The sequence below is a fragment of the Pseudoalteromonas phenolica genome, assembly GCF_005886345.1.
Taxonomy (GTDB): Bacteria; Pseudomonadota; Gammaproteobacteria; order Enterobacterales; family Alteromonadaceae; genus Pseudoalteromonas; species Pseudoalteromonas phenolica_A.
Map to the genome: position 1 here is coordinate 1 of NZ_PNEC01000043.1, position 14,271 is coordinate 14,271.

At 39.4% G+C, this 14,271-nt stretch carries 7 protein-coding genes and 1 pseudogene; 3 read left to right on the plus strand and 5 right to left on the minus strand.

What is annotated here, in order from left to right; all coding sequences use genetic code 11:
* Positions 1-619 precede the first annotated feature (619 nt).
* Positions 620-1,642 carry an IS110 family transposase gene (locus CWB72_RS14670; protein WP_138632841.1) on the minus strand — a complete coding sequence of 341 codons (1,023 nt, stop codon included), beginning with the start codon at positions 1,640-1,642 and terminating at the stop codon, positions 620-622.
* Positions 1,643-1,739: 97 nt separating this feature from the next.
* Between CWB72_RS14670 and CWB72_RS14675 the strand changes: the two genes are divergently transcribed.
* Positions 1,740-2,852 (plus strand): alpha/beta hydrolase family protein, encoded by a 1,113-nt coding sequence (locus tag CWB72_RS14675; RefSeq protein ID WP_171037319.1) that lies wholly within the window; start codon positions 1,740-1,742, stop codon positions 2,850-2,852.
* 281 nt (positions 2,853-3,133) lie between these two features.
* On the opposite strand, the gene CWB72_RS14680 is transcribed toward CWB72_RS14675, so the two are convergent.
* Entirely contained in the window at positions 3,134-5,683 is a 2,550-nt protein-coding gene (locus CWB72_RS14680; protein ID WP_138632846.1) for an Ig-like domain-containing protein, read from the minus strand.
* A gap of 821 nt (positions 5,684-6,504) precedes the next feature.
* On the opposite strand from CWB72_RS14680, the gene CWB72_RS14685 reads away from it, so the two are divergent.
* Positions 6,505-7,839 carry a fibrinogen-like YCDxxxxGGGW domain-containing protein gene (locus CWB72_RS14685; protein WP_138632849.1) on the plus strand — a complete coding sequence of 445 codons (1,335 nt, stop codon included), beginning with the start codon at positions 6,505-6,507 and terminating at the stop codon, positions 7,837-7,839.
* Positions 7,840-8,319: 480 nt separating this feature from the next.
* Here the strand turns inward: CWB72_RS14685 and CWB72_RS14690 are convergent.
* Both CWB72_RS14690 and CWB72_RS14695 read right to left on the minus strand, forming a co-directional pair.
* Positions 8,320-8,494, minus strand: a pseudogene (locus CWB72_RS14690) (IS110 family transposase); the annotation flags it as partial.
* Between the two features lie 1,003 nt (positions 8,495-9,497).
* Entirely contained in the window at positions 9,498-9,872 is a 375-nt protein-coding gene (locus CWB72_RS14695) for a transposase (protein WP_138632852.1), read from the minus strand.
* 358 nt (positions 9,873-10,230) lie between these two features.
* Between CWB72_RS14695 and CWB72_RS14700 the strand changes: the two genes are divergently transcribed.
* On the plus strand, positions 10,231-11,463 hold the full coding sequence (locus CWB72_RS14700) for a glycerophosphodiester phosphodiesterase family protein (RefSeq protein WP_138632854.1): 1,233 nt from the start codon (positions 10,231-10,233) through the stop codon (positions 11,461-11,463).
* Positions 11,464-11,529: 66 nt separating this feature from the next.
* Here the strand turns inward: CWB72_RS14700 and CWB72_RS14705 are convergent, their stop codons facing one another.
* Positions 11,530-14,196, minus strand: coding sequence for a TonB-dependent receptor plug domain-containing protein (locus CWB72_RS14705; protein ID WP_436409859.1), 2,667 nt, complete (start codon positions 14,194-14,196; stop codon positions 11,530-11,532).
* Positions 14,197-14,271 lie beyond the last annotated feature (75 nt).

A 14,271-nucleotide genomic window follows, 5' to 3' on the forward strand; every position in this document is an offset into this window, starting at 1 on the left:
AGCGGGCGTTATGCGTCACTTTAAATCGCTGTCTTTAAAACGGTTTTTACTTAAAGTCTTTCCTTAAAGGTCAGTTTTTAGGTACGGTGACGTAATCAAAATTTAAGTTGGTCTTGGCTTTTCGTTTTTCAATTTAAGCTGTGACCAGAAAGGTCATTCACCAGTAGAGCGCTTCTTTGCAATTTTTGGTTCGGTGAGTGTTTTTATAAATAAAAGTTTAGCTCGTTGGTGCAGGCGCAAGCGCTTTGAAAGTGGTGTGTCAACGCATAACAAGCAATTAAACAGGGATAAAAAACTTGCGGGCTATTCGCTTCGCTCAATTTTAGCCCACAATTTTTTACCCGTTAATCGGGCTACATGGACACCCCTTTGTCAAGCAATAGGTGTCTTCGACAACAAGAAGATCTGACAGCAGCTCTACATTCGGCGTTTATTAGCTTTGCTACGCTATCGCCCTGATGATTTGCGCTTGAGCAATGACCTCATTCGTTAGACAGTATTTGCTACTTCCCGGCTAAACAGGTTTTATCGCTCTCGGTCTGACCGTGTTATCGTCAATTTCTATTGCTGAGACTCGGTGGGGTTAACCGTTTTGGTGAACCGCGCTTAGCTAATTAAATCACACATAATCAACCTGATATTCTTTGCCTGATTGTAATAGCGCCCAGATTAAACGGGCATTTTTTGCAGCCAACGCTACAACAGCACGTTTAAAACCCCGACGTTCAATCAAGCCTTGCACCCATAAACTGGTTTTGTCTGTTTTCGTTTTGCAGTTGGCAATCACAGCGCGAGCCCCATGGATGAGTGATGTTCGTATGTGCTTTTCACCGCGTTTACTAATGAGACCTAAATGAACGTTGCCACCCGTTGTGTATTGTCGTGGTACTAAGCCAACCCATGCTGCGAACTGGCGGCTAGAACTAAAGTGTTTCGCACCATTAACTGTCGCAACAACAGCGGTTGCAGTGACTTCACCAATGCCAGGTATGCTCACTAGTAATCGTGCAGCAGGCATTTGTTTAGAAAGCGCATAGAGTTGTCGGTCATATTTTAATATTTCTTGATTAAGCCCTTGTATGCTGAGCCACACATCGGTTAAGAGTTCACGAGCAAGCAGGGGTAAACCATTTTCAGCGTCTTCTAAAATACTGGAAATGGTATTTTGTGCTGGATAACGACCTTGGGGCATCACGATACCAAACTCAGCAAGTAAACCGCGTAAGCGATTTATACTGGCGGTGCGGTCTTTTATTAAGCCTTGGCGAATACGATGTAGACACAGCACCGCTTGTTGCTCTTCACTTTTTATGGAGACAAACCGTGTTTTAGGACGAGCAACCGCTTCACAAATAGCTTCAGCATCATTGGCGTCATTCTTTTCTTTTTGGCGATAAGGAATGACAAACTTAGATGCCATAATACGAACAGTATGACCGAGTTTAGTAAACGCTCTTGCCCGATAATGCGCACTTGAGCATGCTTCCATGCCAATTAAGCAAGGTGGCAATTTAGTAATTTCAGCTAAGAGATTGTTTCGTTTAATAGTTTTACGCAATTTGCACTTGCCATGCTCATCCACCCCATGGATACTAAAAACATATTTGGCTAAATCGATGCCAACAACTTTAATTAAAGACATATGGACTCTCCTCGTTTTGGTTCAATTACCACTATGGCACATTGTGGTTAAGTGGTTGGGGAGTCCATATCATTCGTTATACGCAAAGGGTAAATTTGTGCACTATTTAAAAAATCTCATACTGATTTCCATTAGTATTTTTTCAATTTTTTCTTTTGCAGACGAAAAAGTTAATGTTGGTATAAAAGCTAAAAAAATTGTTGATAAGCACAGGGTTGCTTGGGATGGCATACGAAAACGTCCTATCTTGACCCATATCTTTTATCCTACATTAGATAAACAGGTTGAGGCACTGAAACTGGGTGGAGGTGATATTGGCTTGTTTAACGCGGGGAATGTGGTCTGGAATGCAAAGCCTGTCATTTCGAAACCTAAACCATTAATTATTATGTCTCATGGAACTGGAGGCTCATCTCTTCAAATGTTATGGATTGCCAGTAAATTGGTTAAAAATGGTTACATAGTTGCCGGTGTTAACCATCACGGTAACACTGCTGTTGAATCGAAAAAATATGCGGAGGGCTTCAAATTATGGTGGGAGCGAACTCAGGATCTAAAAGTAGTATTAACTAAATTAGAAAACGATATGTACTGGCGTCGACATATAGCGTTTGATCAAGTTGGTGTGGTGGGGTTTTCTCTAGGTGGTTATACAGCTTTATCAGCTTTAGGTGGGATTACAGATAAAGCTCTATTTTCTAAATTTTGCAAAAGTAAAGAGCGTGATTTTACTTGTGAGCCGCAAATTGAGTTTGCAGAAATTAATAAAGAATACGAAAAAGTGAAAAACTCCCCAATTGTAAAAAAATCAATATCGAAACAACATGACTCATTTAAGATTAGCCAAATAAAGGCTGGCCTTCTTATAGCGCCTGCAGTAGTGCGTTCTATTAGAGAAGATAGCATTAAAACCATTAATGTTCCGGTTAAAGTGGTAGTTGGAACAGAAGATAAAATTGCGCCTTCAAAAAACAATGCTAAAAGAGTCGCTTCGTTAGTGGCAGACAGCAAATATATGGAAATCAACAATGCAGGACACTACACATTTTTGTCTAAATGCACCAAATATGGAAAAAACGTATTGCCTATTCTTTGTAATGATAATGGTGAGATAAATAGAAGCCAAGTACATGAAGATGTCAGCAATTCGGCTGTCAAGTTTTTCGACCAGGCGTTTGCGTATAACAAGCCTAGTCAGTCGGATTCTTAACATTGCCGGATTTTTTGCTTAACCGCTCTGCGGGCAAAAAAACGCCTATGTTACTCACCGCTGCTTGGGGCGTTAGGAGTGGAACTTGATCCGATAATGCACACATCTCCAAACGAGAAATGGGTGACAGATATCACGTATATTTAGTTAACTTTTAAGTGTCGTGAAAGCTGATGAGATCAGTTGTTTTTTTTGACTAATTGCACATCATAAATGAATAAGCTCTAGCACAGAAGAAAGAGCAACAGACGTGTTGCTCTTTTCAAGTCAGTATGACCTCATTATTCTTGATTCATTTGCGTTAATTTATCGCCAATGGGGCCTGAAAAATTATAGCCGTCATACTTATCCCAGTTAATTGACCACGTCATTACACCGCCAAAGTTTTTATATTGTTGATTGGGTACAATTGTTCCGCATCTAGTACCTTTTGTAATGCAGTCTAACGCATCGTAAATGTTTTGCGTAGGTGCTTGCCCTGAATTGGCTGAGCGAGGGCCAGAGGGTAAACCAATCGCGACTTGGTCGTCTCTTAAAGGTTGAAAGCGCGTTCCATTAGCTAGATCAAACCCTTCGATCAGCATTTTCGCATGAGCAACCATCATATTCACAGTTCCCTCATTGGCTGAGCCTGGCTCATATGGATTGGGTAAGCCACCATTGTTGTACAATTGAACATGCAATAAATCTAAGGTATCACGCAATTCGTCTATTAGTGGTATATATGCTCCCCAAATACCCGAATAAGCAATCATGCCACCATGCACATATGGATGTTCTGGCGCCATAGTTAAATACATATCACCACCAATATTTTGCTCTATTTGCTTTAATGCTCGCGGTAATCGAGTTTGTATTTGTGAGCCGTGAACAAGGTTAGAGCCACTTTCATAATCAACGTCTAGTCCATCGAAGCCCCATTCTTGAATTATGGCTGTTAAACTAGAAATAAAGTTCGCTTCATCCGCATCGGTGTTGAGGGTAATGGTCCCTTCTGCGCCCCCTAAACTCAGCACAATGATTTTCCCTTGCGCTTGAAGGTCTCTCATGTCTCGTTTAAATTGCACGGGATCAATCGGTGGGCAATCTGAACGAATGTCTTCTTGAAAGAGGTTAAACTCAACGGTGCCATCAGAATCTCGTTTATTATCAGCAAAAGCAATGTCTATAACATCCCAAGCGTTAGATATTTCATTGAGTGGGATAGGGCAACCTGCAGGGTTAACAAAGTTATGCCAATAACCAATTAACTTATGTTTTTTGCCAACTGGTGCATCGACTACCGAGACGCTTACTGCGTTACTGGTTGCTGTGTTGTTATTACTGTCAGTTGCAATGGCTGCAATGCTGTATGAGCCACTCGCTCCCGGCGTGTAAGTAGCTTTATATGGTGCGCTTGTATCTGTTGCAACAATTTGTCCATTAACACTAAAACTCACTGATGATACTGAACCATCTAAAGCTGTGGCGTTTGCAGAAAGCGTGAGTGCTGAGCCGAGCGTAATTCTATCACCAGAAACTGGACTGGTTAATGAGGTAACTAAAGATTGATCTGTTACATTAATCAACACACTTACTTCGGATGTATTGCCTTCATTATCGACTGCAATGGCCTGTAATTGTTTCTCACCTATTGTGTCAGGTGTCCATTGTGTTGCATAAGGGGGAGTCGATATCACAGCAACTTGTTGTTGGTCTACCAACAATGTAACCGAGGTAACACGGCCATCTTGATCATTTGCTGAAACACTAATATCGAGAGGATTTGCAAGCAGAACGGTTGCATTGTCACTGGGAGAAGTAAAGACGACTTCAGGTGCAATGGCACAAACACTATTATCAACCCATGCATCTTCCCAATAGAGGCCAACTCCTGGTTCGTATGCCCAAGTTGAATTAGACGAACACCAGCCAGCAATTTTACAAGTGAACTTATGGTTTACGTTTTCAACAACATCACCCGCTTGGTATGTTGCACCAGGGTTAAATGATGGCACACCTGCACAGCCACCAGAGCTATTATTTTCAACATTTAGCTCAACACTCTGAGAAAATGAGGTTGCTTGCTCATTGTCTATGGCTTTAGCTTGAAAACGATGTACGCCTTCAGTTGCTTGCCAAGTCACGTTATAAGGCGCTTCTGTAACATTGCCTATTTCTACATTATCAACATAAAAACTAACCGATGAAATACTTCCGTCTATATCTGAAGCATCAGCACTCACGGTAACAAGGTCATCAACTTTCAACTGTGAATTTGATGAAGGGCTAGTGAGCGTGACAATCGGTGAGGCATTTTGATCCGGGTCAATGACATTAATAACATGAGCCATCGACACTGTTTCACTGCCTTCATTGTCAATTGCTTTTGCTGTAACCGTATATTCACCTAATCCAGCTGTCCAATTGACTTGATATGGTGCAATGTTATCTATTGCCAAGCTTTGGCCATTCAAAAAGAATTCAACTTGAACGATCGTGCCATCAGTATCGTTCGCTTCTGCGCTGATGATAGCGCTGTCATTTTTGCTCAAGGTTGCCCCATTTAATGGTGAGATTAATGAGACTAACGGTGATTGATTGCCATTAGAGCAAATACCTAAAGATGACCACTCTTGCCATGGTCCTGAATTATCGGCTGGGTTTTGATTTTGTGTCCACCAATTGGCTTTGTAAGCATTCTGTTGATAGACAACTTGTTGTCCTGATGTATAGGCAACACTTGGTTGCCAAGACGATAAGGAAGAACAATCAAATGCAAAACTTGTGATTGGGAGCAAAACCGAGCTTATAATCGCTGCGGTTAGTACTTTTCCTTTGTTAATTAACATGTAAAAACCCCTTTGTTGTTTTTTTGTGCAAAATCTAACTTAGCAGTTAATACTTGTTAATCAATTGTTATTTTGTTTTTGTTTATATCAGGGTGGTATAAAGAGTAAGACTCTGTGTTAAGCCCTATCAAAGAGTTTGATGTGTTTGACGACTAGCTTAGTGCATTAATTGTTATATTTATTAGAGTGTTACAGTAATGTTGATAGAGGAGAGTTAGATAATAAGATTACATAAAATCAATTGAAATAACATAAGTGAAATTTATTCACTTTTATATTTTTTGGTTAAATAACGGCGCTTTCCAAATCTAACAATGCGATTTTTGCTTTGTTACAGAAGGTAAAGAGAGTGGCTGTATTAATCAATGCCCACGTCTTAATGCCATTAAAGCTAAATCAGATATTACAATTTTACCTAAACATATGGCGCTTATATTTAGGTAATAGTTTCAAGTTTTAAGCTTTCCAACACTAAATCATAAAATAATTTTGGAGAAATCCCCAATACTGGATTTCAAATAGAAATTCAATTTTCATTTGATATGTTAAAGATTAAATATTAATAAGCTGACGCTGATATCATAAAAATGTAATAATTAACTTAGTTTTAATTAAATATTATCAACTTCACCCCTCATGATTTTTAATTGAATGCTCATTACTTTATTTTTAAATATTTATTGAATCTATGATTATAAATATTTTATTTTCAATGAAATAATTATAACATGCTCTGGCAGCTCATGATGCTCTAAAAATTAATTTAAAGTATCTGGTTGCGATAAAATATAATTATAACTTAATCATTAAAGGAGATTATAATGATCAAGCATACACTATGGCTTTCAATGTTTGCATGTTCAAGTGCGATTGCGGTTAACGAGTACTCTGAAATTTCTGCAAATGATGCTTGGAATACGGTAAGTCATACAAATGGAAATCAATTATTTACCAGTGTACCCACCGACAAAGAGGCTGATGCTGGTGTAATTTCGTTAAAGCTAATTGATGGTAACTCAGAAATAAAATTCCAAGAATGGCCGTATCTTGATGGTGCTCATGGAAGCGAGGCGTTGGCGATTCTTTCTCTACCCTCTGGTCGACAAACACTATCCGATGGCACAATTATAGAGGTTGGCACTTTTGAACTAGGAAAAGGCGAACAAAGAATTAGTTTCTTGGAGAAGTTTGAACACACACCTCACATTTTTCTATCCGGTCAGTCAAATAATAACCAACAAGCTTATGTCACCAGAGTACAAGGCGTATCTCAACATGGTTTTGTCGCCTTCAAACAAGGTGAAGAAAAATCGTCAAAGTTAAATGAAAAAGAGAAAGTTGCGTATATCGCAATATATGCATCTAATAATACTGGTAATTTCGATGGTCAGAACTTTATTCTTGACCAAGTGAAGATTGATCACTCGAAGCCAACTGAGCAAACATATGGCCTTTTTCTTCAAGAGGAAAAGTCTAAAGATAATGAGTTGTCTCATATTGTTGAGCACGTCAATATCATGAAATTTAACCAGTATATCTTTGCCCAAGATGTAACCTCATATGGAAGGGATACAGTGGCTCCAAGATTAGCTGACGATTTTGCTCAAACTCCAACAGGAAGTTCTTGTTCTGAGATTAAAGAGCAAAACCCTTTAGCCAATAGCGGCTACTACACCATCACTCCTGCTAATTCGGCTGCTATTGATGTTTATTGTAATATGGATAAAGAATCGGGTGGCTGGACTTTATTTGCAAGACATAACATTTCATTAAGCTCTGTTAAGGCTGTAGATGCAGTAAAACATGATGATTGGGGTGTAATGAATGATACGGATTGGCAAGCTGTTAGAGATAACATGCAATATGGCCTTATGTTTGTTGATAGTAGCGGAAAAGTTGGCATTGTTGAGAAAAGTGCTTTATTGAACGCATCATGTATTTCACTACCTGAAACAGATTCATTGGCAAATAACCCTGCACCTTATGGTCGAATTTGGCACACTGAAACATCAGGGTGTAGTGGCACAGGTGGCGATTACAGTGAAGCAATCATAAATGTTGGTTGGTCACATGTTTATAACTTCACAGGTGTATTTACGAAGTGGCAGTTTAGTGGTGGTTACACATCAAGCATTGTTGAATACTATATTAAGTAACTTTTGGTAGAGTAATTAAAGTTCTGCATAATGAAAAGTCAAGTCAAAATGTGTCTTGGCTTTTTTATCTTAATATATAAACAATATATTTTAACCTCCTAATTAATTAAATAAAAATCTAAAAAATTACAAATATGTCAAATTCTAAGGATTTCAATTTTATTATTTTGTCTACAATATCGTTAAATATTAAATGCTGTTTAGTAGCTTTATAAAATTTACCATGACATAAATAACTTTAATTAGACCCACTCAAAGCATCATATTGTAAAACTCAGTAAATAAACTTATCGCGTTCAATGTATTCGTTTATCTATTTATAAACCAAAAGAGAAAATTTTAAACGATCTAAACGATTTTCAGTATTTTTGCACTTATGGTAATTTAATCACTGAGTAAATCAGAACGAGTACTGAGAATGGGGCTTTTAGATTGAGACGATAGGTTTGGAATATGAAAATGCCAAAAATACATCCATAAAACGAAGTGAAGAGTTGCACTGGAGTATTTAGATTTCGAACTGACGAATGAGCTTTTTAATAGCGGTTTTAGCAGAAGATATACGGCCAAAGTGAATGGGTTGTGCCCCTCGATTGTCTTCAATGTAGGCTACTTCCACAAACTCTTTATGAGTAGTTAAGCCAATGAAAAGTATGTTATGTTAAGTCATGCTAGCCTCTGCTATTTAGTTATTTGACAAACTAATTATGGCTCTGGCTCTGGCTCTGGCTTTGAGCTGACCCACGGAAATGCGGAGGATAGCACAGTGTGGGAGTAATTATGTCTATGTTTAAATCAACTATGTTAACAAAGTTCACTATTAGCTACTTTCCAATATTGATATTGATATTGATATTGATATTGATATTGATATTGATAAATATATTTAAGCTGTTTCAATGCTTTACTGATGACGCTTTTGTTTCTACTGGAAATATTATCTTTGGCATATTTTTCATTTCTTTAATAGTTATATTCTCTCTTGCTGGATATTCGATAGCGACCAATAAAACATGGAGGAATAAATATGTGACTTATTGTCTAGCTTTCATTTCGCTTACCTTTTTCCTTGCTGTTTTATCGAATATTTATATACTTCACGGAGTTGGTCTTGTTCCAACATTCACTAACTTCGTTGGGTTATCTTTGTTTAACCTTGAATTTTGGGGTTTAGTATTCGATTTTTCATTTATAGTACAACTAAGCATTTTTCTCATAACGTTAACAATATTATTTAATTGGCGTGAAGTTTAAACATAACAAGCGTATTAAGCATGGGATTGCTAACAGTTTGCTCGGTTCCTCTCCGCTTCACATTTTAGCAAACTATTATCAGCCCCTTATGCGGGCTACATGGACTCCCCCGATTGTCAACGAAATCATCTTTGATAATTAGATATAAGACTGCACCTCTACATTCGGCCTATTGACTGAGTGTTAAACTCGGACCTAGATGAGTATTCGCTAGGAAGAGTGCCTTATTCGTTAGACGAGCTTTTTAAGCTCACCCGCAATAAACAGGCTATGGCTTCCTCGGTCTGACCTAATTGTCATCGATGCCTTCGCAGGACTCGGGTAAAGCAGATAAACCTTCTAAACTAAATAAATCGTGTTACTTCATAATGGTTGCTTTAATAAATGGCGCATAGTCATTTAGACTAATTAATGACCTTGTAATCTTCTTGTTTAACCATCAGCGTCCAAATAAGTCTGGCGTTTCTTGCTGCTAATGCGACAGCGGCTTTTAGATATCCACGACGAGCGATGAGCTCACGTATCCAACAACTGACTTTGTCTTCTTTTTCTCTTAGGTTTGCCATTACAGCTCTTGCCCCATGAACGAGGCACATTCGTAGATATTTATCACCGCGCTTAGTAATTCTTCCGAGTCGTATTTTGCCACTTGTGGTGAACTGGCGAGGTACTAACCCTAACCACGCGCAGAACTGGCGGCTATTTTTGAACAATCGAGGGTCAGGCACATTTGCTGTAACAGCAGTTGCAACTTGCTCACCGACACCAGGAATGGTCATTAAGCGCTTGGCGACAGAGTCTTCTCTAACTTGTTTTGATTGATGCTCAACCTTATATCCAGTTAGACATTCAGCTCACTCAGTACCGTGACTAATTCTTTAGGAATCGGGTATTCATAGAATACAGTCTCTTTTTTAAGCATGTTTCACTATGATGCAACAGTAAGACGGTGACTTCAGAGAAAGCCCATTTGAGATGAGCACTACTAATTTTGTTACCTAGTGGGCCATAGATTTTTTAGGTGGCCAAAAAAGTGTTTTATTCAAATGTTGCTTATGAGGTATTTTGTGACGATTTCCATTTTATTGTCATTATTAAGTGTTTTAATTGTCATAAAGAATATATGAAAAGCTTAAAATGAAGAGATTTCTAGGATTAATTTTAATACTTCTTTCGGGTTGTAGTACAACTCAACATTCCCTATCTAGTCAGGAAGTTCAAGTCGGTGTAAGACCGTATTATTTACTTGAGCAATTACCAGATTCTAAACTAAAAAGTCAGCTAAGTTTATGTCAATCCTCAACTTTCAAAAAGACTGATTTTTCAATAGGTCATCGCGGTGCCCCTATGCAATTTCCTGAGCATACTAAAGAGTCATACATGGCTGCGGCTAAAATGGGGGCTGGCATTTTGGAATGTGATGTGGCGTTTACCAAAGATAAAGCTTTGGTGTGTCGACATTCTCAATGTGATTTGCATACGACAACGAATATATTGGCAGTGCCTGAACTTGCAAAGAAGTGTCGTATTCCCTTTGTTGGTGGCAGTAAAACGGCAAATAAAAAAGCGCAAGTTCAATGCTGTACATCAGATATCACTTTAGCTGAGTTTTTGCTGCTCGAAGGGAAAATGGATGGTGCTAATGAATATGCTGCAACAGCTAAGGAATATATGCTGGGTACTCCTAATTGGAGAACTGATTGGTATGCCTCTTCTGGGACTTTAATGACCCATAAACAAAGTATTGAGTTATTCAAACAGCTTGGTGTTAAAATGACACCGGAGCTTAAAACCCCACAAGTAAAAATGCCATTTGAAGGTTTTACTCAACAAGCCTACGCAGACAAGCTCATCTCAGAGTATAAACAAGCTGGGGTCTCGCCATCAGAACTTTTTCCACAGTCTTTTTTACTCTCAGACATACAATACTGGATAGCAAAACACCCAGAGTATGCTGAACAAGCTGTTTATTTAGACGATAGTTACGAATTGCCCGGGTTTAATCATGAACAGCCAAGTACTTGGCAGCATTCAATGCCTGAACTCAAAGCCATGGGAGTGAATATCATTGCGCCACCACTATGGATGTTGGTGACATTAGATGCACAAAATAATTTGACTCAGTCGGCATATGCCATAGAGGCGAAAAAAGCGGGTCTTAAAATAATAACATGGTCATTGGAACGCTCTGGACCACTCAAAAGTAGCGGTGGATTTTATTATCAGTCAGTTAAAAATATCGTAAATAATGATGGGTTTACTTTGACATTGCTTGATTTTCTCGCACGCGAAGTTGGCGTCATCGGCGTATTTAGCGACTGGCCGGCAACAACCACTTTTTATGATAATTGCCGCGAACAGGTGTTGTAGTAACTAAGATTTAGTAATAAAAAAGCCCCAAGAAATCTTGGGGCTTTGCACAACTAATTTCAGGGATTAGAAGTTATATTTAAACTTAGCATACATTTGACGACCTAAAGCACTGTGTGTTTTATTGTCTATACCAGACCACTCTGAAGGTGCTTGTGGTGCTTCTTCATTCATCAGGTTTGCAGCGCCAGCGGTTAAGACTAAATTATCAAAGCCCATATAGCTGACAGATGCGTCAAGTGTTGTCCAAGCATCAATTTTGAATTTATTACCATTTGCATCAGCCAGATCGTTATACTCGTCAATGTGACTGAAGCTTAGGGTCGTCAGTACGTCCTCTAGTTCCCAATCTATGCTGGCAGTCCATCTGAATTGCGGATGTTGATATTCGCCATTTAGATCTTCAGCAACAATGCTGGTATTACCCTCTTTGTCACTTTCGAAAGATTGTTCTTCAAAGTTCAATGCATAGCTTAACTTGTAATCAAACTTGAATAGACCCATGTCTCTGGTATCAAGTTTATAAGCGAGATTTAAGTCAAAACCATCCGTTTCACGACCACCAATATTAACGAATGTATCGTAAATAGTTTGAATACGGCCTGGTGTACTGCCTTCATTCGGACCACGCACAACTAATTTAGGATCGGTACCACAACAATCAACTAGCTTTTGCGCACCAATTTTCTTGATTAAGTCTTCTTGGTCATAGTTCCAGTAATCAACACCAATTGAGAAGTCTTCAGTCGCTTGCCAAACTACACCTAAGTTATAGTTGGTAGAGGTTTCTGGCTGTAGGTTTTTGTTACCAGCCACAACTGCTGTGTATTCATAAGGTTCACAATCAAGTTCTGACTTAGTGATTTGACAGCGCTCTTTATCGATGACACTTGGCGATTCATCAGTACGGCCTAAGTGTAACTGAACCAAAGAAGGTGCTCTGAACGCCGTGCCCCAAGAACCACGAACAACTAAGTCTTCATTTGGTGACCAACGGAATGCGATTTTAGGATCTGTTGTGTTACCAAAGTCACTGTAGTTTTCATAACGTAAAGCAAGTTGTAACTCTAAATTTTCTAGTACAGGCACGTTGAATTCAGCAAAAACCGCAGTGTTATCACGATCACCATTTGCTTGTGTTGCCTCAGTACCAAAAATTTCACCTCTTAGGTATTGGCTATCTGGATTGTCTTCAATTTTTTCGTAGCGGTGCTCAACACCGAATGCAGCAGCAACGGCACCTTCAGACATTTCAAACAACTCACCTGAGATAGTTGCATCAAATGATTGCATGCTAGAGCTACCATAGCGGGTTGTTGTGGTTTCAATGAAAGCTAACCCTTCAGCGGTATTTGTGCTTGGTTCAAATGGATTCCAGCGACCTGTGTTAATTGCTTCTTGAGCACGCAATTTGTTAGGGAAACCATCAAAGCCTTTTTCTACAGCGCTTGAACGAATGGCAGAGTAAGCTGTTTCCCAGTCCCATTCATTGTAGGTGCCGCGTGCACCAATTACAGCACGGTAGTATTCAGAATCAACGTCTTTTTTACGGTTACCAATATCATAAGTACGACGACGCATTGAAATGTCCATGCCGTGTAAGAAATGATCAGCGTCGTTTGCTAAAGGGTGATTCGGGTTATCACCGCTCATAAACAATTCAGTAAAGCTCGGGCTACCCGCACCTTGAATAAAGGTTGACGCATGTTGAGCTGAAAACTCCATAAAGCCTTCAACGCCGTCAGTGATTTCTTGAACGCCGTTGTAGTTAAAGCTTATGCGCTCAGTTGATGGCACTAGACTCATATGCGGCGCATAATCGTAACGACAAATATCGCCAATGATTAAATCGGGGTCACATTTATCATTGCCCCAAACATCTGCAAAAATGGTTTGTTTTACTGGTGTACCATCATCGGCAATGCTCTTGGTTGGTAAACCATTCCACTGTGCATCAGTCACTGTGTAGGTGTTGCCTAGTGAATCAGTGCGCGTGCCTTTAAAAGCTTCGATACTGCCAGGAATACCAGACGAGCTTAAAGAGTTGTTACCGCCACGAAAACGTTGATCTGCGGTCGATGCATAATCGCGGTCGGCATAAAAAACGTCACCGCGCTTGAAGTAATCTAAAGAGAAATTGTGATAGCCTTTATCACTTGAAGAGCCCCAAAGTAAGGTAAAGTTTTGCTCTTCACCGCCACCATCTGCGGTATCTGAAATTTTGCCAGCGACTTCAAAGCCATCAATGTCGTCACGCATAATGATATTGATTACACCAGCAACCGCGTCAGAACCATAAGTCGCAGATGCACCATCTTTTAGGATGTCGATGCGTTTTACTGCAGAAACTGGAATGGTATTTAAGTCAACGAAAGAGGTTTCGATGTCTTTGGCAAATGGGCTAACGGCGACTCGGCGACCATTAATTAAGACCAAGGTAGATGACGCGCCTAGACCACGAAGTGCCACACTCGAACCGCCATTGGCAGTATCGTCACTTGAGTTACCTTGCGTACTGAATGTGCCAGCACCTGATACAGGTAACTTTTGTAATGCACCGATTAAGTCAGTTGAACCAGTTGCTGCTAAGTCCGCTGCTGAAAGAGATTGAATTGGAGAAGGGCCTTCCATATCTGTACGTTTAATATGTGAGCCGGTGACTTCAATGCGTTCTACTTTATTTTCATCAGTGTTTGCAAGCGCTGAATGTGAGTTAGCAACAATGACAGCCATTGTTACTGCAGATAGTTTATTGATTACTTTCATATTTTCCCTGTTAATCTTTGTTGTCGTTATGTTGGACTACAT